The organism is Marinobacter sp. SS8-8 (assembly GCF_030540945.1).
GTDB lineage: Bacteria > Pseudomonadota > Gammaproteobacteria > Pseudomonadales > Oleiphilaceae > Marinobacter.
The window spans coordinates 213515-234675 of record NZ_JASSVN010000006.1 but is presented as its reverse complement, the minus strand read 5'-3'; the positions used below and the strand labels follow the sequence as shown (position 1 = coordinate 234675).

General features: G+C 53.8%; 22 protein-coding genes. 11 read left to right on the top strand and 11 right to left on the bottom strand.

Annotation, left to right across the window (positions count from 1 at the left end; all coding sequences use genetic code 11):
- The 4 genes from QPL96_RS08940 to QPL96_RS08925 form a co-directional block, all read left to right on the top strand.
- Positions 1–338: ATP-binding protein (locus QPL96_RS08940; protein ID WP_303287042.1), on the top strand; the 338-nt coding region annotated here is incomplete at its 5' end.
- A gap of 694 nt (positions 339–1032) precedes the next feature.
- Complete coding sequence (locus tag QPL96_RS08935) at positions 1033–2277, top strand: malic enzyme-like NAD(P)-binding protein (protein WP_303287041.1); 1245 nt, start codon at positions 1033–1035, stop codon at positions 2275–2277.
- A gap of 14 nt (positions 2278–2291) precedes the next feature.
- Complete coding sequence (locus QPL96_RS08930; RefSeq protein ID WP_303287040.1) at positions 2292–2519, top strand: DUF2970 domain-containing protein; 228 nt, start codon at positions 2292–2294, stop codon at positions 2517–2519.
- Positions 2520–2647: 128 nt separating this feature from the next.
- Positions 2648–2842, top strand: a complete 195-nt coding sequence (locus QPL96_RS08925) for a ribbon-helix-helix protein, CopG family (protein WP_303287039.1) — start codon at positions 2648–2650, stop codon at positions 2840–2842.
- Between the two features lie 21 nt (positions 2843–2863).
- Here QPL96_RS08925 and QPL96_RS08920 read toward each other — a convergent pair whose 3' ends face one another.
- Complete coding sequence (locus QPL96_RS08920; protein ID WP_303287038.1) at positions 2864–3673, bottom strand: spermidine synthase; 810 nt, start codon at positions 3671–3673, stop codon at positions 2864–2866.
- Positions 3674–3715: 42 nt separating this feature from the next.
- On the bottom strand, positions 3716–3904 hold the full coding sequence (locus tag QPL96_RS08915; protein WP_303287037.1) for a hypothetical protein: 189 nt from the start codon (positions 3902–3904) through the stop codon (positions 3716–3718).
- 182 nt (positions 3905–4086) lie between these two features.
- Here QPL96_RS08915 and QPL96_RS08910 point away from each other — a divergent pair, with 182 nt between their 5' ends.
- From QPL96_RS08910 to QPL96_RS08900, 3 genes are read left to right on the top strand one after another with little or no spacing between them, the layout of a single operon-like run.
- The gene (locus QPL96_RS08910; protein WP_303287036.1) at positions 4087–5655 is read left to right on the top strand and encodes a phosphoenolpyruvate carboxykinase (ATP); all 1569 of its coding nucleotides are present in this window, start codon (positions 4087–4089) and stop codon (positions 5653–5655) included.
- A gap of 21 nt (positions 5656–5676) precedes the next feature.
- Positions 5677–7449 (top strand): C4-dicarboxylic acid transporter DauA, encoded by a 1773-nt coding sequence (dauA, locus tag QPL96_RS08905; RefSeq protein WP_303287035.1) that lies wholly within the window; start codon positions 5677–5679, stop codon positions 7447–7449.
- Entirely contained in the window at positions 7446–9179 is a 1734-nt protein-coding gene (locus QPL96_RS08900) for an isocitrate/isopropylmalate family dehydrogenase (protein ID WP_303287034.1), read from the top strand. Before dauA ends, QPL96_RS08900 begins: the two co-directional genes overlap by 4 nt.
- Positions 9180–9734: 555 nt before the next feature.
- On the opposite strand, the gene QPL96_RS08895 is transcribed toward QPL96_RS08900, so the two are convergent.
- The 4 genes from QPL96_RS08895 to QPL96_RS08880 form a co-directional block, all read right to left on the bottom strand.
- A complete protein-coding gene (locus QPL96_RS08895) occupies positions 9735–10010 on the bottom strand; it encodes a type II toxin-antitoxin system RelE/ParE family toxin (RefSeq protein WP_303287033.1) in 276 nt (91 codons plus the stop codon).
- Entirely contained in the window at positions 10010–10276 is a 267-nt protein-coding gene (locus tag QPL96_RS08890; protein WP_303287032.1) for a CopG family ribbon-helix-helix protein, read from the bottom strand. Before QPL96_RS08890 ends, QPL96_RS08895 begins: the two co-directional genes overlap by 1 nt.
- A 50-nt stretch (positions 10277–10326) precedes the next feature.
- A complete protein-coding gene (locus QPL96_RS08885; protein WP_303287031.1) occupies positions 10327–10479 on the bottom strand; it encodes a hypothetical protein in 153 nt (50 codons plus the stop codon).
- Positions 10480–10748: 269 nt separating this feature from the next.
- The gene (locus QPL96_RS08880; RefSeq protein WP_303287030.1) at positions 10749–11654 is read right to left on the bottom strand and encodes a LysR family transcriptional regulator; all 906 of its coding nucleotides are present in this window, start codon (positions 11652–11654) and stop codon (positions 10749–10751) included.
- A 118-nt stretch (positions 11655–11772) separates the two neighbouring features.
- On the opposite strand from QPL96_RS08880, the gene QPL96_RS08875 reads away from it, so the two are divergent.
- Both QPL96_RS08875 and QPL96_RS08870 read left to right on the top strand, forming a co-directional pair.
- Positions 11773–12759, top strand: coding sequence for a zinc-dependent alcohol dehydrogenase family protein (locus QPL96_RS08875; RefSeq protein ID WP_303287029.1), 987 nt, complete (start codon positions 11773–11775; stop codon positions 12757–12759).
- 210 nt (positions 12760–12969) lie between these two features.
- Entirely contained in the window at positions 12970–13782 is an 813-nt protein-coding gene (locus QPL96_RS08870; protein WP_303287028.1) for an SDR family NAD(P)-dependent oxidoreductase, read from the top strand.
- Here QPL96_RS08870 and QPL96_RS08865 read toward each other — a convergent pair.
- The 5 genes from QPL96_RS08865 to QPL96_RS08850 form a co-directional block, all read right to left on the bottom strand.
- A complete protein-coding gene (locus tag QPL96_RS08865; RefSeq protein WP_303287027.1) occupies positions 13777–14037 on the bottom strand; it encodes a hypothetical protein in 261 nt (86 codons plus the stop codon). The genes QPL96_RS08870 and QPL96_RS08865 overlap by 6 nt on opposite strands.
- A complete protein-coding gene (locus QPL96_RS08860) occupies positions 14015–15310 on the bottom strand; it encodes an EAL domain-containing protein (protein ID WP_303287026.1) in 1296 nt (431 codons plus the stop codon). The genes QPL96_RS08865 and QPL96_RS08860 overlap by 23 nt, the downstream gene beginning before the upstream one ends.
- Positions 15311–15507: 197 nt before the next feature.
- Positions 15508–15609, bottom strand: coding sequence for a hypothetical protein (locus QPL96_RS19455; RefSeq protein WP_368388910.1), 102 nt, complete (start codon positions 15607–15609; stop codon positions 15508–15510).
- Between the two features lie 158 nt (positions 15610–15767).
- Positions 15768–17345 (bottom strand): methyl-accepting chemotaxis protein, encoded by a 1578-nt coding sequence (locus tag QPL96_RS08855; RefSeq protein WP_303287025.1) that lies wholly within the window; start codon positions 17343–17345, stop codon positions 15768–15770.
- Positions 17346–17474: 129 nt separating this feature from the next.
- The gene (locus QPL96_RS08850) at positions 17475–18947 is read right to left on the bottom strand and encodes a sigma-54 dependent transcriptional regulator (RefSeq protein ID WP_303287024.1); all 1473 of its coding nucleotides are present in this window, start codon (positions 18945–18947) and stop codon (positions 17475–17477) included.
- Between the two features lie 328 nt (positions 18948–19275).
- On the opposite strand from QPL96_RS08850, the gene QPL96_RS08845 reads away from it, so the two are divergent.
- A complete protein-coding gene (locus QPL96_RS08845) occupies positions 19276–20646 on the top strand; it encodes a TolC family protein (RefSeq protein ID WP_303287023.1) in 1371 nt (456 codons plus the stop codon).
- Complete coding sequence (locus tag QPL96_RS08840; RefSeq protein ID WP_303287022.1) at positions 20643–21161, top strand: biotin/lipoyl-binding protein; 519 nt, start codon at positions 20643–20645, stop codon at positions 21159–21161. The genes QPL96_RS08845 and QPL96_RS08840 overlap by 4 nt, the downstream gene beginning before the upstream one ends.

Below are 21161 nucleotides of genomic sequence, written 5' to 3'. Positions count from 1 at the left end.
GGGAACTGACCATCGCCAAGGGAGATGGCCAGTACCCCAAGCTACTGGCCAACCTCGCCAAAGTGGATGTTCTGGTCCTGGATGACTGGGGGCTGGTGAAGCTCAGTGCGGAGAACCGCCGGGACTTGCTGGAGGTGCTGGAAGACCGGCACGGCCGGCGCTCCACCATCGCCACTAGCCAGTTACCCATTGAGGAATGGCATGGCGTGATTGGTGACGCCACCCTGGCAGATGCCATTCTGGATCGGCTGGTTCACAACGCCTACAAGATCAATCTCAGGGGCGAATCCATGCGAAAACGACAGGCAAAGTTGACTGACACTGCGAGTTCGGAGTAAGAAGAGAAACCCCGCGTCGCTACGCTCCGATGGGTGGCAGCCTTGCTCCGGTCCGGGTGGCAGGCTTCACGTGGAATGGGTGGCAACCTTCAGCGGTTTACGCATGTAGCCCTTTAACTGTGAGGTTCCCTGCAAATATCACCGAGACTCGCCTCCTACTCTTACCCGCAGTGCAGTAATTGATTCATGGCCCGTCGAGCAACGCGCAGATGTGGTCTTCAAGGTGCAGTTTGGTCGCAAAGCGAACGTTCAGGCGGATAGACCAACACTCACCTTTGGAGAAATTCAGCCTCGTTTTTGGCATTTCCGCAGTAATGGGGTAGAGCCCCGTATGAGTCTGCCCCTGATGGTTTCGGACGTGACTAGAATAAAGATGGTTCTTTTGCGGATGATCAGTCATAAAGAGTCATCTCCCTCGGAATCTCTCGATAACAACACAGGAGGAATGCTTGCACCTATTACAATTTGATTATAATGCAATTCAAGCTCATTACGAGGGAAGAATCAGAACACCATCGCCAAAATGCCTCTGGTTTAGGCCCCCACCCCGAAAGCTGAGCCCTTGCAGCTCCGTCGCTGATTGGGCTTGACCGGAACCCAACTCAATATTCTGTAGCATTATCGTGCTTTGGTGTAATGCTATTATAATTATGTTATAATTGCGTTATAACCCCTCAGGAAAGAGTAGGTCCCGATGAGCACAGATTTCAGACAGGCGGCATTGCAGTACCACGCAAAACCCAGGCCGGGAAAGATTTGCACCGGACTGACCAAACCCGCTGAAACCGCCAGGGATCTCTCTCTGGCCTCCAGCCCTGGTGTTGCCGAACCGGTCCGCGAGATTGCCAAAGACCGGGACAAGGCCTACGAATACACGGGTAAAGGCAACCTGGTTGCGGTGATCACCAATGGTACGGCCATCCTCGGCTTGGGGGCTCTTGGACCCCTTGCAAGCAAGCCGGTGATGGAGGGGAAGGCTTTGTTGTTCAAGCGTTTCGCTGACATTGATGCGATGGACATCGAGGTGGATACCAAGGACCCGCAGCAGTTTATTGATGTGGTCAGATGCATTGCCGACACCTTTGGCGGCATTAATCTGGAGGATATAAAAGCACCCGAGTGCTTTGAGATAGAGCGTCAGTTAGTCGAATCCTGCGATATCCCGGTGTTTCACGATGATCAACATGGTACGGCGATTGTTACAGCAGCCGGTATGCTCAATGCACTGGAAATCCAGGGCAAGCGCCTGGAAGACGCCAAAATTGTGTGCCTCGGAGCCGGTGCCGCCGCTATAGCATGCATGCGGCTTCTGATATCGCTCGGAGCGCAGCAGGAACACCTTTACATGCTTGATCGGGGGGGCGTGATTTATTCCGGGCGGGAAGGGGTAAACAGTTTCAAGCAGGAATTTGTCAACGATGGTGGCGCAAGAACCCTGGATGATGCCATTGAGGGTGCGGATGTCTTTGTTGGATTGTCGGGGGCCAACCTGTTGAGTTCTGAGCAACTGAAGCGAATGGCACCTGCGCCGGTCGTTTTCGCCTGCTCCAACCCTGATCCGGAAATTTCCAGAGAGTTGGCTATGTGTATCCGGGACGACCTGATTATGGCGACCGGACGTTCGGATTATCCAAACCAGGTCAACAACGTTCTGGGCTTCCCGTTCATTTTTCGAGGCGCACTGGATGTTCGAGCAAGTCGCATTAATGAAGCAATGAAAGTCGCTGCGGTACAGGCCATTCGCCAGTTGACGAAAGAGCCGGTTCCGAGTGAGGTGCTTAAAGCTCACCAACTGACTGAGCTTTCTTTTGGCCGGGATTACATCATTCCCAAAGCGCTGGACAAACGCTTGCTGACCGTGGTTTCGGCTGCCGTTACCCAGGCGGCCATCGATTCCGGAGTCGCGCGTCTGCCTTACCCCGCGCACTATCCGCTTTAGGAGGGTCGGTTGCCGTGAAGAAGGAAAAGAGTGACGGCGAGCGGTCCAAGCGACCCTCGTTCCTGAGGGTTTTGAAAACGGTACTCGCCGCAGCCATTGGTGTGCAGAGTCGTAAGAACCTAGAACAGGATAGCCAGCAAGCCAGCTTCCGGCATTATGTGGCCGCAGGCCTGATCTTGATTTCGACCTTTATCGCAACGCTGGTCTGCATTGTGCTCCTGGTTGTGCACTTCACGGGATAACAGCATCCACGGCATTGGCCGGACAGGATCTGTGTCGAGCCTTGGTTGGCCATAAGCGTGGAAGCCGGATCTCTAAATAATTATAATTGGATTATAATTAATCAAACAGGTTAGGCTTAGGTATTACGATGGAATCAAAAACTGCGCGACTGACGGTACTGATCGATCCGGTCAAAAAGAAAGCCCTGGAAGATTTGTGTGCCGCCCAGGATTTAACGCCGTCACAGGTTATCCGGCAATTAATTCGGGACTATCTGGAGCAGCATGGTGTCGACTATACCTCTCGACCGCAGGTGCCCAAGGCTGCCGAAAGGCAGCGCTGAAAAAGCGTTCGGGGGGCTCTACTAGAAGACCGGGCCTGGCATGTGCAGCTGCGCCCGGTTTTCCTGTGTCACCGCTGTAAGGCGCAAAAAGTAATTAACGAGCGGGAAGCCCAAATGTCTTTCCAGGCGTTTCGCTCGTTCCACCAGCTCCGCACGATCCGTGTCTGGTGATTGTTTGCCAGCCAGCACGATGAGATTTCCGGTAAAAAGATAGCAGGTAAAAACCGCCTCAAACTGCTCCTCCAGACTTTTTATAGCATCCAGAGTTTCTGCGTGGCCATTGAAATAATTGAATGCCACCCAGCCATTTTCGCTCAGCATCGAATGGCAGTCAGACAGAAAACCGGGGTGACGCTGAACCTCGTCCAGGCCGTTGGCATTGAACAGGTCGCAGAATAGAAGATCCACACTTCCTTTGCCCACCTCCTCCATGAAGACACCGGCATCCTCACAACGGATCGTCAGTCTCGGGTCGCTGGGAACAAGAAAATATTGCCTGGCGATATCGATAACGATCTGGCGACGCTCCACTGCCTCCAGTGTGATATCAGGAAACCGGTGGTAGAGGCAGTTCACCAGACTACCGCCGCCCAATCCGAGCACGACCGCACGCCCGGGGTCCTGGAACACCAGCGGCAGAATCATCGCTCGGGTGTGCTCATGCATCAGAAACCCGGGATCAGATTTTTTCTGACAGCTTTGCTCATAAATGGAACCAAAGGTGAGATACCGCTCATAGTCGTTGTCGAAGACTTTGACCGGCCCTAAAGAATCTCTAGCCTCGAAAATTTTATTGCCGACACCCAGCATTTCAACGTACGTATTGCACATGGAGCTTCACCGGAACGTGTGATTGATTAAGGAGAGTGTTGATCAGAACAGGACTTCGGCGCGGGCGAACCCCAGGGCATCCAACTCCTGCACGGCAGCATCCAGAGTTACGTAGCTACACACCTGGTCATCGTCAGAAATCAGGAAAAAGCTCTTCCCGCCTTTCTCTTTGAACAGCACAACCCATTCGCTTGCATCGGCGGGTGATCTAACGATCTTTACTGAGCCCACAAGCCTCTTCTTCCTGAGTGCTTCTATTTCGTGTTTTCGCATGGGTTACCGTTATTTCAGTGCCGTTGGCCGATTTCGAACGCATTGGGTTCTGCCATTGGGTCTGTACGCACTGGATTAGAATGTAATTATAATGTTATTATAATCATATTATGCTGGTTTCAGCAAAGGAGTATGGTTGAATGCACAATTCATCGTTCCTGCAAACGTCGCTCGGCCCCGTCGACCTAATCGAAAAGGCCATTCGCCGGGAGGAGGGTTTTCTTGATCGAAACGGGGCGTTGGTTGTCACCACTGGAAACCGAACAGGGAGATCAACGGCGGATCGCTTCATTGTCCAGGATGATCGCAGCGAGCTTCGAGTGGATTGGGGAAAGGTGAACCAGCCTTTCGATCCCAAGAGATTCGAGAGGTTGTGGGAGCGGGTTAATCACGTCCTGAGAGAGGACGAGCATTTCTGCTCTTGGCACACGGTCGGGGCCCATCCCGACCACGCTGTTCCGGTCAAGGTTTTTACCGACACCGCCTGGCAAAGCCTTTTTGCTCACAACATGTTTATCAAGACAGATGAAGCAGAAGCAACGGACGATCAACCATGGACCTTGGTCAGTTGTACGCGTTTTGTCTGTGATCCGAAGCGTGATGGCACCCACTCAGACGCGGCGTTGATTATCGATCTCACCAACCGCCGCGTGCTGGTTGCGGGTTTGCGCTACGCCGGTGAAATCAAAAAGGCAATGTTCTCAGTACAGAACTATCTGTTGCCTGAAAAGAACGTACTCCCCATGCATTGCTCTGCCAATGTTGGGAAAGCCGGGGATACCTGTCTCTTTTTTGGCCTGTCCGGCACGGGAAAAACGACCTTGTCTGCGGACCCTCAGTGCCATCTGATCGGTGATGACGAGCACGGTTGGGCAAAGGGCTCTGTGTTCAACATCGAAGGCGGCTGTTACGCGAAAACAATCAACCTTTCCCGGGAGCACGAACCGATCATATGGGATGCCGTTCGCTTCGGTGCGTTACTTGAGAATGTCGTCGTGGATCCGGTCACCCGTCAACCTGACTACACGGATACAACCCTGACCGAGAATGGTCGGTGCAGCTACCCTCTGGAGCATGTTGAGAAAAGAACACAGAAAAACCGGGCCGGAGAGCCCAGAACCGTTATTTTCCTGACCTGCGATGTGTTTGGGGTGCTGCCTCCTGTATCCATTCTTTCGCCGGAAGCCGCTGCATACCATTTTCTCAGTGGCTACACTGCAAGGGTGGGGTCAACAGAGATGGGTGGCGAAAAGGGCATAACCCCGACATTATCCGCCTGTTTCGGTGCACCGTTTATGCCTTTGCGCCCCCGCATTTACGCAGAATTACTTATGAAGCGCCTTGCGGAATTCGGATCCAGGGTATACCTCGTCAATACCGGATGGACGGGCGGTTCTGGAACGCCGGATGGAGATGGTCATCGTTTTCCGATTCCGGTCACCCGGGCCATCGTCGAAGCTTGCCGAAATGGGTCGCTCGATTCCGTTGACACCGAACAGCTCGATGTGATGAACCTGAAGATTCCCAAGCAGGTGCCGGGCGTTGACTCGAAGTACCTGAACCCTGCAAAGACCTGGGGCAATACCGATAGCTACTGGAAGGAGGCCACCAGGCTGGCGCGGTTATTTGATGACAACATCCGCCACCATGGCGTTCCTGAGCAGATTTTATGGGCGGGGCCAAGGGTTCGTGAGCAGATTCTGGATTAAGAAAAGGGATTAATTATCGCCATGCGAGAATTTCTGAGCAATTTGCCGGGTATCGCAACGGGGCTGCGTTCCGCCCTGAAAGACGGATACGGGATCGCCGACTTGCGCAAGGATGTGATGGCCGGCCTGACCATAGGTACCGTGGCCGTGCCCCTGTCAATGGCACTGGCCATAGCGACAGGTGTGCCACCGCAGCACGGTCTTTACACGGCCATCGTGGCGGGTGCGCTGATCGCATTGACTGGCGGGGCGCGTTTCAATGTGTCAGGCCCGACGGCCGCTTTTGTGGTAATCCTGTTTCCCATCGTCCAGCAGTATGGTCTGGGCGGCTTGCTCATTGCATCAATGATGGCGGGTGTGATCCTTGTGGCTTTGGGGCTCACCCGGATGGGGCGTCTGATCCAGTTCGTGCCGTACCCCGTGGTGCTTGGCTTTACGGCCGGGATTGCGGTCGTCATTGCTGTCTTACAGGTTCCCGACTTTCTTGGGCTGGAAACCGGAAAGCTGGGCGAACACTTTGTGGAAAATGTCTCGACGATTGTGGCTTCGTTGCCGACCATTAACCCGCTGGAGTTGGGGGTTGGTGCATTTGCCCTGGTGGTGATGCTGCTCTGGCCAAGGCTGCGGTCACCGATTCCGGCACCTCTGGTTGGTCTTGTTGTGGGGGCCGTTGCGGCCTATGGCATAAATGCGCTGACGGGCGATCCGGGATCTGCGGGTGCTGTGGAGACGATAGCCTCGCGTTTCACTTGGGAAGTCGGCAGTCAGACAGGGAGCGGGATTCCACCGATCCCGCCGACGTTCATGGCACCGTGGTCGCTGCCAGGTCCCGATGGTGAACCCCTGACATTGAGCTTTGTGCTGTTCAGTGAACTCCTGGGTCCGGCATTTGCGATCGCGATGCTTGGGGCCATAGAGTCACTGCTCTGCGCCGTGGTAGCAGATGGTCTAACCAAAACGAAGCATGATCCGAATGCCGAGTTAATCGGCCAGGGCCTCGGTAATATTGTTGCGCCGCTGTTTGGAGGCATCACCGCAACGGCAGCCATTGCACGGACCGCCACCAATATCCGGAGCGGCGCGCGATCCCCGGTTTCAGCGGTTATTCATTCGCTTGTCGTCCTGCTTTCCGTCGTTGCCCTCGCCGGCCTGCTCGGACTGGTGCCCATGGCGGCGCTTGCTGCGCTTCTGTTTATCATTGCGTGGAACATGAGTGAGGCAAGGCACTTTTTACATACGTTGCGCTCAGCCCCTGCCGGGGATGTGACGATCCTGGTTACTTGCTTTGGTCTCACGGTGGTTTTCGATATGGTTCTGGCCGTCGCTGTCGGCGTGGCGCTTGCCGCAGCACTGTTCATCAGGCGAATGTCATTGCTCACCGAAGCAAACCTGCTGGAAACCCATCATCACCCGACCAACATCGAGTTCCCTCCGGAAGTCGCAATCTATGACATTAATGGTCCATTATTTTTCGGAGCTGCGGAAAAAGCCCTGACCTCACTTCATTTGGTCGACCCCAAAATCAAAACAGTGATTCTGGATATGCACGACGTGCCGAGCATGGACGGAACGGCTATTGTTGCTCTGCAAGCACTGGTTTCCGAAATGGGCCATGATGGCATTCGGCTTATTATGGTCGGTTTGCAGCCAAGAATGATCGTGAAGCTGCGCCGTGCAGGAATCCAAAAGGTGGCGGGTGCATTGACTTACTGTAGAGACCTGGAACACGGGCAATCAGTGGCCTTGCGTTGGCAGGGAAAATACACTGCCAACATCACAGGGAAACGCCTATGAACAGCAGAATCAAGGTTATATCGCCTTTGGTCATCCTCCACGGGGATGAAATGGCTCAGATCGCGTTCGAACAGATTCTCGAAAAATTCGTGACCGCACGCCTCGATATCCAACTGGAGGAGATTGATCTTTCCGCGGAACATCGCCTGCTGACCAATGGCCAGGTGGTTATTGATGCCATCGATGCCCTCCAGCGTCATGGTGTGGGTGTAAAAAATGCCGGCATGACCGTAAACCGGCAGCAGCTGAAGGACTTGCTTCGCAAGCACCCGGACGTGGACGGCCACAACCTGCATCCTCTGGCGACCAAATCTCCAAACGGCGCTATCCGGAAGGGCATCAGTGGGAATATTACCCGCGAGGACATCCAGTTCCGAAACCTCAACATCCGCCGCCCCCAATGGGTCGGTCGCGACATTGAGGTTGATACCATGGAATTCGGCGGCATCAAGGACAGCTTTAACCAGCTTTCCACGGCAACCGGCATGGTCAAGCTGATGTTTGTAGGCAGTAGCGGCGACCCGGTGGAGCTTCACCGGCGAGAGATCCGCAAGGGCGATCCGTGGCTGCTTGCAACTAATGACATCGAGGATGTGAAAGCCTGGGCGCATCGCTTTTTTCAGCGTGCAATCGCAGAAAAACGGGACGTATACCTGGGCCTCAAGGATACGGTGATCCCCGGCTACGATGGGGCAATGCGCTCGGTGATCGAGGATATCTATTACAGTGACTACAAGAAGCAGATTGAAGACCTGGGGCTGAATTACTACTACGAACTGATCGATGCCCAGGCGGCCCGCATTGTTTCTAACCCGCCGGAGCGTGCGCTCTGGGGTGTGCCGGATAACACCACCGGGCGCAAACTGCTCAAGCTGGTGAATCAACTCAAAGAATTTGGCATCCCAGGCCGCGGAGCCCATGTGTCCATCTCACGGATGAGTGCTGGGGGCGGCGACCAGTATGGTAGCTTCAACATGGCGGCCAAGGAGGATGGCATTCTCAAGGTGATCGTCGACGGTGACGAGAAGCATGCCCGCCGGGTCCGGAAAGGCGATCCAATGTTGCTTATGTCCAATGATCGCGAAGCCATCAAGGACTGGGTTCTTCAGGTCTTCCGCGATGCGTCGCGCAAGGACAAAGAGGTGTATTTTGGCCTCAAACGCGAGTACATGGAATACGACGAGGTCTACAGCGATGTCATTACCGAAGTGCGCCGGGAGCTGGCCAGCGAGCATACACCACCGCCCTCGTTCATGATCATGCGGCCGTCCAGCCAGCTTAAAAAGATGATCACGGATCCGCCGAGAAACGCGCTGTATCCCTCCCAGAACCTGGATGGCGATATCTTCTCGGACATTTCCGCAGCGCTCGGTGGTAGTCTAGCGACTGCTAGTTCGATTATCGAGAGCAAGGACGGCACCATGCTGTTCGAAGCGCCCCATGGTACCGCTCATGATTTGTATCTCAAGTATCTGGAGAGCGACGGGAAAATCGCCCATTTCAACCCCTCGGCGTTGATCTTTGCGTTGGCCAACGCCTTAGAAACCCTCGGTGAGAGAGAGGGTAACGAGCCGCTCAGTCAATACGCCGTTCAATTGAAGGCCGCTTTAACCGATACGGTCGATCGGGGCATTGTTACCGCCGACTTGAAGGGAAAAACCGTCAATCAGGATTCCGAGAAGGTAGTTGATATGGCGGTTTTTTTGGACTCTGTAGAGGCCTTGCTTTAAGCATCGGTCTCAATTGCGCGCCAACTAACAAAGATGTTCACAATTTAAGTATTGAGGAACTATAAAGCGTTGCTTGGCTCTCTTTAAAAACTCAGAAATCTATACACCGATTTATGATGCACGCTTTTCACGGATGTCTTTCTAAAGGCAAATGTTCGCTTTTGTTTAAAAGCAGGTATCAGAAACCAAAGCTCAGCGGGCCGAGGAGGTTCATGAGAAGCACGATTTTCATGCTGTATGAAGTATCTAATGAACCAAGTCACGCCTCTGGCGAGCTAGGCCATTGTTCCATATAGATTTATTGAGGCTGGCTAGTTCGATGAACAACAACACCGCGCATAAGTTAAATAGTATACATCATGCGCAGTTAAGATTCTTAGTATCAAGGCTACCGGACTTAAACATTCAGAATCACCGGCTTTTGCTTCCGATTTCGATTACTAACTTGCCGGAAAACCGCTTGGCCATGAAATCCTCCTGGGCCTGCTCCCCCTTCTCAACCAGGTGGGGCGCAACTTGCGCACGAAGTCATAGTAGGTCGGTGGCAAAGCCATTTCAGCGGTCCTCTCGGGTATGCCACAGCCGCAGCACGTAGATGATCGAATCCTGAAGTTCGTAGCGAACCTCGTACTCCCCGACCAGAATTCGCCGTACCTCGCGCGGCTCGAACTGGAAAAGTTGCTCGCCGATGCGTGGGTTGGTCAGCAGAATGGTCGGGGCCTTGGTCAGCGCCTGCACCGTCCGCGCGGCGGCGGGCTTATTCACCGGAGCCAGGAACTCATACAAGCGCGCCAAATCGGAAAGCGCGTTGCTGGTCCACTTCAACTCCATCAACGTGGCACCGGCAGCGGCTGGTCGGTGCCAAGGCTATCGGCCCACGCTTGCACGGCCCGGTGGTCGATGACATGGCCGGCGGCTACGTCAGCCAGCGCTTCTTGGGTCAGCCTGTCGCGCTCCTCTTCCTGGGCGATCCAGGCGGAAAGCGCCTGCTTCATGATCCAGCCGCGCGAGCGCTCAAGTCGTGAAGCCATCTGATCCACCTTGTCGGCCAACGGAAGCGGCACATGTGCGGTCAGCACTTTGGTTGCTACGGTCATGTTGCACCTCTTATCGGAACTTGATCTTGCCGGAGCCGGAAACGCTGTGGTCACGGTGCGGCGGGTTGCCCATAGGCGGTGACGTCGCCTGAGCCTTCGATTTCGAGGTCCAGGCCCGCTTGCCGCAGATTGACATCGTTCTCAATGCGTTCCCAGGCCGAGTCCTTTTGGTTACTCGTCGCGGGTGGGCGGAAAATGTCCATCGGGCACGATTCTTTCCAGTGTAGCTTGATACATTTCAAATCATAGTGATTAGTTTTTAATCGGTCAAGCAAAATGCCAGATTGAGCTATGCCCCACCGGTCTCAGAGTTATGGTTGATTTGCCCTACACGGCAATCCATCATGCCATCAGTGCGATTGTTAAGGGATTCTCTGAAACAGTATTGCCATGACATCATCAGAACGATGAACCCTAAAGGAATCCTCTCAGGGCTAAACAAGCAGGCGTAAGGCAAAATCGAAAGTGAGGATCACTTCAGCCAAGGTGGCCTCCGGCCGATTCTCTCCACCAGAAAATCAATGAACACCCTGACCTTTGCAGTTAACACATTGGACTTCGGATACACCAACCAGAGCGCCGGCTCAGCGTCCATCCGGTAGTCTTGAAGCACCTGCATAAGAGCCCCCTCCGCAAGTTCTCCATGGACGCTCCACAAGGCATGCAAAGCAATCCCCGCTCCCTCCATGGTCGCAATCTTGTGACTCAAGCCATCGTCAATGATCAGTCGATTTTGCGAGCTGCGAGGGTTGAACTGCCCCTTTTCTCCCTTGGGACCGACCAACGCTATCGTAGTCTGGGATTTGAAGGCGACTAACTGATGAGAATGCAAATCATCCGGGTGCTCCGGCGTTCCCCATTTTGCCAGGTACTCTGGGGAAGCGCAGAATATGCGCCGATCGTCGGCCAGCTTCCGCGCTTTCAGGTTGCTGTCTGGCAGCACGGAATCCCTCAGTGCCAGGTCGAAACTGCCCTGAATGAGGTCCAGCTCCATATCCGACAGTCGCAGGTCCAGGTTGATACCCGGATACGTCTCCAGAAACGCTGGCACCAGTGGCACGATGTATTGCTGGGCGAAGGTACTGGATGCGGTGAATCGCAGGGTGCCAGACACATGCTCATTGCCAAAACCCATCGCGGCCATCGCGGCGTTCTCCTGCGCCAGAATTTCTTTGGCAAAAGGCAGGAACTCCGCGCCCTCAGTAGACAGCGCCACTTTACGGGTTGAACGGCGCAACAAGTCTGCTCCAATGGCTTTCTCAAGCTTGGCCAACCTCGCACTGGCAACGGCTGGCGGCATCCCCAGTTCCCGTCCGGCGGCACTTATGTTGAGCTTTTCAGCAGCCAGAACAAACAGCTTTATTCCTTCGGTGTCCACAACTTTATATCCATTTTACGAATTCTGAAAACCATTATTAGCCATTTATTCGTTTTTTGCGATCCGTTAATCTGTTCTTACACGCTTGGACAAACCACCTACGAACTGGAGTCACACAATGAAAGCAATGGTTCTTAATCAGTACGGCCCTGAGGCAGAGTTTGAGCAGGCCGACATGGCTGCGCCTTCTGCACAACCTGGCCAGGTAATCGTCCGCGTTGCGGCTATGAGCATCAACACCGTCGACACCATGATTCGCCAAATGGGCAAGGATCTCCCGCTGTCCCCGGACCTGCCGGCAGTGCTCGGAATGGACTTCGCCGGAACCATTGAAGCCGTGGGTGAAGGCGTAACCGGTTTTGCTCCCGGTGACGAAGTTTACGGATGTGCTGGCGGCCTTGCAGATCTTCAGGGTGCACTTGCCGAGTTTATGCCTGCCGACGCACGGCTGATTGCCCACAAGCCCAAGAGTCTGTCAATGCGCGAAGCAGCCGCTTTGCCGCTGGTTGGTATCACTGCATTTGAAGGTCTGCAAAGGGCGGGCGTGAAGGCCGGACAGAGGGTGTTGGTTCACGGCGGAACCGGCGGCGTTGGCCATGTAGCAGTCCAACTGGCCAGGCATTTTGGAGCCCATGTTTATTCAACGGCTAGAGGCGAAAAGGCATTCGACATACTCAAAGGCTACGACGCAACGCCGATCGATTACATGGCTGAATCCGTCGCCGACTATGTTGAGGCCCACACATCCGGTGTCGGGTTCGATGTGGTTTTCGATACGGTTGGCGGCGCAAATATGACCAACAGCTTTGACGCGGCTGCCCTGAATGGCCATGTGAGTACAACTGTCGCCATGGTTGAACTGGATCTGACCACCGCTCACTTCAAAGGACTGTCGATTCACGTGGTGTTCATGTTGATTCCCATGCTGCACAACCATCACCGGGAGGCGCACGGGAAGATTCTGGCGGAGCTTGCGCAGATTGTGGATCAGGGTGGCATGAAGCCGCTCCTGGATGAGCAGACATTCAGTCTCTCCGAAGTGGGCAAGGCCCATGATCGCCTGACCAGTGGCCAGGCCACCGGTAAGGTCGTCGTGGAGGTTTAACAATGCCGGCACTGAACGAGAGCACAAAGCCATTTGCCCAGATCAATCGCGGCTATAATGACGTGTTTCAGGCGAATCGATTGGGCATCGGCCTCGTTGCTCCGCAGGAAAGCTATACCAAGAGCCCAGTACCGTCGCGGATATTGAAGAAACGATCCTATACCTCGCAGAGGACCTGCTCCCCGAATTCCGGACACAAGGAAGCAAACCATGACCAAGAAAATACTGATTACCGGCGCCACTGATGGCATCGGGCTGGAAACTGCAAAACGTCTCTATTCCGGGGGCCACACGTTGCTTTTACATGGAAGAAACGCGGAAAAGCTGGCCGCGACAGAAAGAATGTTGGCAGACGGTACAGATGCTGGACGGGTCTATACCTATAAGGCGGATCTGTCGCGTCTGGCCGAAGTGGAATCTTTGGCAGACGCCATCACCAAAGAGCATGACCAGTTGGACATAATCATCAACAACGCCGGCGTCTTGCGTGTTCCTGAAACCGTCACCCAGGACGGACTGGATGTCCGGTTCGCCGTAAATACGGTTGCCCCGTATCTGCTGACTAAACGCCTTTTGCCGATCATGAGGCCGAGTTCACGGGTGGTTAACCTGTCTTCTGCGGCACAGGCTCCAGTGGAACTCGACGCCCTTCGGGGGAAAAAACGCCTTTTGGACGACATGTCGGCCTACGCCCAAAGCAAGCTGGCACTGACCATGTGGAACAATGGACTGGCTGCGTCACTTGGCAGCCAGGGGCCAGTATTCATGGCAGTCAATCCGGGCTCGTTGTTGGCATCAAAGATGGTTAAAGAGGGTTTTGGCGTTGCAGGAAAAAGTCTGTCGATTGGTGCCGATATACTCACCCGCACGGCGCTTTCAGACGAATTTGCCAATGCGTCAGGCCATTATTTTGACAACGACAAAGGTCAATTCGGGCCGCCCCATCCGGACGCTCTGAACAATCAGAAATGCGCTGCGGTCTCAGCCGTTATCGAAGAACTGATTGACCGCGCAAAGTCATGAAACATTCAGTCCGGCAAACGCCCGGCTTGCCGGACTTCTAACCTGCCAATTAAAGATTCTGGCTGGCGACCTCAATCGCCAACTTGCCGGAGAACCGCTTGGCCATTGCGGACCGGCGACCAGATCTGCCACCACCTGAACGCTGTCTTTTTCCAAAACGTCCAGTAGTGACTGGCCCCTTGCAATCACCTGATCAGCGCCGAGCTGACGGACCTCGTCAAACTTGGACTCACTACACACAGCGATCAGGCTCATGGCACGGATCTGTTTTCCACGTCCGCGCCTCCAGACAGGCCATACGTAATACATAGTAAGTTAATTGATGGGAAAGCCCGGCATGCTTCTCGGCTATGGGCACAAACTCGCCGGGACTGACGACACCCAATTCCTCATCATGCCAGCGAGCCAATGCTTCAAACTTTATTACTCGGGTGCCATCCGCAGACCAGATCGGCTGATAGTTCAGAGTAACGCGATGGTTCGTTATGGCCTTCCCGAGGCGGTTCTGAATCAGATAACTGCGCGTCGCACTGGCCTCCTCGCTGGGGTCATAGAAATCAATCTGGGCAGGAGATAACTTACAGGCTCGCTGCGCGCGATCTATCAGAAGCCGAGCCTCACTGCCGTCAGTTGGATAAACACTGATTCCGATACTGAATTCAGGGCGCAAATCGCGACCAGCGAATGCAACGGGTTCAGTCATTATGCCCATAATCCGCAGTGCCATGGTCGACGTCGATTGTCTTGAGTCGAAAGGCACGATCAGAGCAAGCCGGTCAGGTGCTACCCTTCCTGATCCCAATAGGCCTTCATTGTGCATTACAAGTCGATCAACAAACGCTTGCAGCACGCTATTCCAACCAGCACCTCCGCTCAGGCTGGCGATTGCGTCAAAGTTCTCTACGTGCAAGTGCAGGATGGCCAACTGGCTCTGCTCAGCCTCAGCGGTTCTTATCAGGCCCTCCAGAGTTTCCTCCAGTAGCATTTCGCCAGGAAGGCCGGTAAACGAATCCCGTAAAGTCGAATCCCGAAGGATCTGCCAGTCGTCCTTCAGTACCCTGTCGCGTTCGATTTCTGACTCCACCAGTCGAGCAAGCGCTTCAAGCTGGGCTCGTTCATTTTCACTAAGACGCCGGGGTGCATAATCCACCAGGCAAAAGGTTCCTACCGGTTGACCACTCGGACCATGCAGAACCGAGGCCGCATAAAAACGTATTGGAGGCGAGTCATTGACCTCTGGATGTTTTCTGAACAACTCGTCTTCAAAGGTGTCCTCAATCTCCAGAAAACCCAGTCCAAGAGTGTGCTGACATAGACTGTCAGTCCGCTTTACCTCAGGAATTTCGATTCCGAATTTGGATTTGAACCAGAGCCGCTCATGGTCAATGAAAGTAATGAAGGCGGTGGGAACATCGAACACGACTGATGCCAGGTGTAAATGTCGATCAAAACGTTCTTCCGGGGACGTGTCCAATACGTTGAGAGACGACGCCTCGTTGAGGCGGGCAGTTTCATCTAACGGTTTCATTATCCTTAACCTATATCGTTAGTACGCTATCGATATTAAAAGAAAACCACCAAACACCTAATTCTTTAAGGAAGGAGACCTTGGAAACGGCAGAACTGCTGGTTCAGAGGCAGAAGGATCTTTCTTGCGACGTACCACCTGTTGGAGACTGAGCACCGAGTCGTACATCATACCCTGAATATCCATCAGCGCCTTCCTCAGACTGCCAGCGCCCCGCTCTGTCGGGCCTCAATCGTGAACTGAAGACCCCACAACCGGCGCTGGAGACGTTTCGGACTGCGGCAAATCGAGTCGTCAATTAACTTCTTGCTGCACCGAGATCTTTCGGAAATTCACCTCCCAAAAACCATGCGTGTGACGGCCATTTCCTTTGCGGCGATAGTCAAACGTAACTCGCAGAGACCCTGCCCAGCGCATGACCGGACCTATCGGACCTCTGCGTTATTTGTGATCTCGATCAAACCTTGAAATGGGCAACTTGCGTATTGAGCCCCTCGGCAAGTCGCGCCAGCTCTTCACTGGCAGCCGAAACCTGTTCGGTGGAGGCTGCGGACTGATCACCCACATCGCGGATTGAGACGACATTCTGATTGATCTCTTCGGCAACTGAGCTTTGCTCTTCAGCAGCCGTTGCAATCTGACTGTTGTACTGGCGGATATCTTCAACCGCTTGCGCCATTTCCTGAATGACCGTACCGGCCAGTTGCGCTCGCTCAAGTGTCTGTTCCGCGAGTTTATTGCCAGTCTTCATGCTGGAAACGGATGATTCCGCACTGGCAACCAGGTTGCTGATCAGGGTTTCAATCTCGGCGGCGGAGCTTTGGGTGCGTTGCGCCAGTGACCGCACTTCGTCAGCCACCACTGAGAAGCCACGCCCGTGCTCGCCAGCACGGGCCGCCTCTATAGCTGCGTTCAGTGCCAGCAGGTTGGTCTGGTCGGCAACCGACTTGATCACGTCCAGCACAGTCGCAATGTTGTTGGTTTCAGTTTGCAGACCGTTGAGCTGCTCCATCACGTTGGCGCTTTGTGTATTCAAGTTTGCGACCAGTTCCAGCGTTTCCCGGACGGCCTTTTCACCATTGCCCGACTTCTCGCTGGCGTGATTGGCGGCCTCAAAGGCCGCTTCCGCACTTTTTGCCACATCATTGACCGTCGCAACCATCTCATTCATCGCAGTGGCCACCTGATCGGTCTGGGCTTGTTGTTCTGCCACACCCTGGCTGGTCTGGTTGGTTACCGTGGAAAGCTCTTCGGAAGACGAAGCTATGCTGGATGCACCAGTTTCGATTTCACGAATCAGTTCTCTCAGGTTGGTTATCATCGTGCCAAAGGCTGCGAGCAACTGACCAAATTGATCGCCGCGCTGGCTTTGAACATTCACGGCCAGATCGCCTGAGGCAACCTTGTTGGCAATATCTACCGCTTCGTCGATTGGCCGGGTGATTGATCGGGTCAATTTCCATGCAAGAACGATAGCCACAAGGAGCGCGATAATGGTCACGATAAAGATTTCTGCAACCGCGAAGTCATATGTTTCCTGCAACTGTGTCTGCTCACCGTGTTTCAACTTCTCCATCATATCGATGGTACTGGTCGCAACAGCGTACATTTCCTCTTCAAGGGGTCTGACGATATCTATTGGTCCGAAGATGGCCGTTTCGTACCTTTTCAGAAGAGCCTCGTAGGATCTGGCGCCCTCAAGAATCCGTTCTGCCAATTGAGGGCTCTCACTGCCTGCCTCTTGCATTTCAGTCAGAGGCACAAGTGCATTTTCAGCGTGAGCAACAAACTCAATGGCGCGATTTATGTATTTGGAATTCTGTGTGATCGCAAAGTTTCTTTCGTCTCTTTCCGCCTCCAGCAAGTCAATTTCGGCGGCGTTCGCGTGCTTCACAATCGAAACGCCGCGGTGATAGGCATCAAGCGACGAATAACCGACTCCGGATACGATGATGAGAAGGATGAGGAGGATGGCGAAGCTGGTAGCGAGTTTTTTTCCGACGGCAAGATTTCCGAAAAAATGTTTTAGCGGCATTACAATCTCCGATAGAGGGTCTTCTACCGGAAAGGCACTTAGCATGCCAACTGTTCATTATTTATTTTTCAGCGACTTATAGTCATGTCGAGAAATCTCAAATCGCGCATTCTCAAAATGGGATTCAGATTAGTTCCCGGGTATTTGCGCTCTATCCCACTGCTGTTTCTTGCGATAAATGGTTGAGACACCGATTTTCAGAAAGGCAGCAGCCCGCGCCACATTGCCGCCGCACTTATCAATGGCGGATTCGATGATGCGCTTCTCCTCAACCCAGAACGGCAGGATTTCCTGGTTACCTGAATCGGACTGAATCGCAGCAGCAACATCACCGGGACCGCCTTCGGTTCGTGGTACTGTAGCCACTTCCCCAAAGGCCGGAGGATTATTCCCAATCGCCCATGCCCTGCTGCCCTTTGATTTCTGAGACTGAATCGGATTAGGCAGCATCGACATCTCAACGACACTGCCCTCATTCAAAACCACCACATTCCTGATCACGTTGCTCAGCTCCCGGACGTTACCGGGCCAGTCATACTGCATGAAGACATTCTCAACATCCTTGCTAAAACCTCGAAAATCCTTCTTCTCGTCTTCTGCATGCTGTTTTAACAACGACTGAGCGATCAGCATTATGTCGCTTCCACGTTCGCGCAATGGAGGCATATGAACAGGAATTACGTGCAATCGATAATACAGGTCTTCACGAAAACGCCCCTCCTGCACTTCACGGAGCGGATCCCGGTTCGTTGTGCAAATAAAGCGAATATCAACTTTCTGCTCTTTGCTGTCTCCCACTGGAGTAAAGGTTCCCGACTGGATCAGCCTTAAGAGTTTGCTTTGAAGATCCAGCGGCATTTCTCCAATTTCGTCCAGGAAAAGTGTACCTCCAGACGCTCGCAGCGCAGCGCCGTCTCTAGCCGCCGACGCCCCGGTGAATGCGCCTTTTACGTGGCCAAATATTTCGCTTTCAATGAGATCACGGGGAATTGCGGCACAATTCAAAGCAATAAACGGAGCGTTGGCCCGAGGGCTCTCCGCGTGCAGAGCCTCTGAGCACAATTCCTTGCCGGTGCCGCTCTCACCAGTAATAAAAACCGACGCATTGCTCTTCCCGGCACTTTCGACGATACGGTAAACATTCTGCATGGGCAGTGAGGCACCGAGCATCCGATGAAACTGGTCACGCCTGTAGACTTTCTCGTACTGCTGAACAACTTCTTCGAGCTTCTGCTTTTTGAGGATGTTTTTGAGTGTGACCTCGAGACGAGCTTCGTCGAACGGCTTGGAAATAAAATCGCTGGCACCGCGCTGCATGGCATCAACCACCATATCAACGGAACCATGAGCGGTGATTACAATGACCGGCAGTGATGGCATCTCGGCCTGAATCTTATCCAGAACGCTCAGACCGCTCATGTCCGGTAACCTGACGTCGGTGATAACCACGTCAAAGTTCTGCTGGGCTAGCTGTTCCAGAGCTTCTGTGCCTGTATGGGCCACTCGCACAGCATAGTCACTCTGCAGAAAAATTTGATAGGCCTTTGCGCTAAAGGGGCAGTCCTCCACCAAAAGCACGCCCGGACGATTTTCACTCGACATAATCGCTTCTCTTATTGGATGGTTCAAACCACTGTTGTTCAAGATGCCTGCAGATGGACACAATAGCGAGCATATGCAACCTGCATCTTCTCTGCCACCCGCCCTACTCAGGTAATGGCAGCACCATCCGAACAGGCATTGAAGAGACTGGCCAAGTCTTCCAGTTCCTGAGTATTATGGTCAGGCGTTTGATTTCGCGGTTTTGGCGGTCTGCTTGCGCAGGTCTGAAATCACATCCTGCTGATACCAGCCTGCTCTTAACCCCTCCTTAACCCTGCCCACATTAAACTCCTCCCGAACTCAAACAAGCCTCGGGAAAACGGTGAATGTGTCCAAATTAATCTCAAGCGCGCCAATCATTCTTGTATTGAGCGCACTGCTTACAGCCTGCAGTACCCTCGGTAAACATCCGGATTACGAACACCTGGCCGAACAGGACACGATGAGGCTCGAAACCTGGTCCCAGATCAGCAGTGATACCGAGACCACATATCTTAACGAACTCCTGGATAGTCCTGTTCTGGAGGAAATTCTGGGTCAGGCAATGGAGAACAATCCAGAGCTGCAACAAACGCTGCTGGCCCTCGATATTCTGCAAAGCCAATACCTTGCTACCCGCGCCACTCAGTTGCCTACGGTTGACGCCGCCCTCAGTGGCAGCAAGACCGAAGGTGCCAATGCTGATTATACGGGATCAGTGACTGTGAGCTGGGAACTGGATCTATGGTCAAGACTCGCCAACGAGACATCAGCGGCTGCCAACGATGTCGCAGAACAGCAGGCGCTCTATCAGTATGCCCGGGATACCCTAGCAGCGGAGGTGATGCAAAGTTGGCTCAAGCTGATCAACCTCAATCAAGCCATTGCAATTGAGGAGCAACGCGTGGATCTGCTTGAAAGGAATGAGCAGTGGATTCTACAGCGCTATCGCTCGGGCATGGGCGATCTGGAGGATCTCGACAGTGCTCGGAGTACTGCGGCCAGCGCCCGATCAACATTGATTGGCCTCAAGGAATCTCTGCAACAACAGCAAAGGGCAATGAACCTGTTGCTTGGCCGGAGCCAGGGCAGCACTGTAATTGCGTCCGACTATCCGGAGGTCCTGGTTCCACTGGCCGATCTCCCCAACCAGACGTTGCAGCGTCGTCCGGACCTCAAAGCCGCCTACGCAGCCATAAAGGCAAGTGATCTCCGAACATCCGTCGCCTACAAGGAGATGCTGCCATCCATCAACCTCGAAGCCGCCCTCAGCGACACAGGAACCTCACCGGGTGATGCTTTGTTGCGGAATCCGGTGTGGTCATTGCTTGGCCAGCTAACGGCACCATTGTTTCGCGGCGGTGAGCTTCGGGCGAATGCAGAAGCAGCTGAACTGGCCACCGCCCAAAGCTATCAAGCCTATCGAGAGACATTACTGACCGCAGTAAAGGAAGTCGAGAATGCGATTAGCAGGGAATCGAGCCTCGGAGCGCAACGGGAGCAAATAGAAATCGCCCTCTCCAGTGCCCACAGCAACTTCAAACAGTATCAGCAAAAGTACCGGAACGGGCTGGTCTCGGTGCTGGACCTTTTAGAGGTGCAGCAATCGGCCTTCGATCTGGAGTCACAACTCAACGACTTAACTTACGAGCGCCTTGGCAATCGAGTCACGCTGGGACTCGCATTGGGGCTGGGAATCAAGGAGACCGATCAGCGATGATCCGACCATACGCAAAATGGCTAGTTCTGTTTGCCGCCATCGGCGTGCTGATCAGTGTATTTTTCTACAATGGCCAGAAGATCGATCAGCAGGAAAACCGGCCTCTGCCGGAACGAGAAGATAACGGTATTTCACCGGATGTCGGGGTCATTCAGGTAATCACCGAAACCCACACCGTCGCTCTCGAAGCCTTCGGTTCAGCCAGGTCCCGATTTCAGATTACTCTCTCCGCGCAGATTTCCGGCCAGGTCTCGGAGCTGGCGGCAGCTTTCGAAACCGGGCGTATCGTGCACAAAGGTGATCTTCTCTTGAGCCTGGAGGACAGCGATTACCGTGCTGCGCTTGCCAGCGCAAAAAACCAACTTGCCAGTGCGCGGGTTGATCTTCTTGAGGCCGAGAGAGAAGCCGAACAAGCAATAGCCGAGTGGAAGGGGTCCGGCTTGACCGGCGAACCCGACTCTCCTTTGGTCTTGCATGAGCCCCAGGTTGAGGAAGCCAAAGCCGCAGTCTCTTAA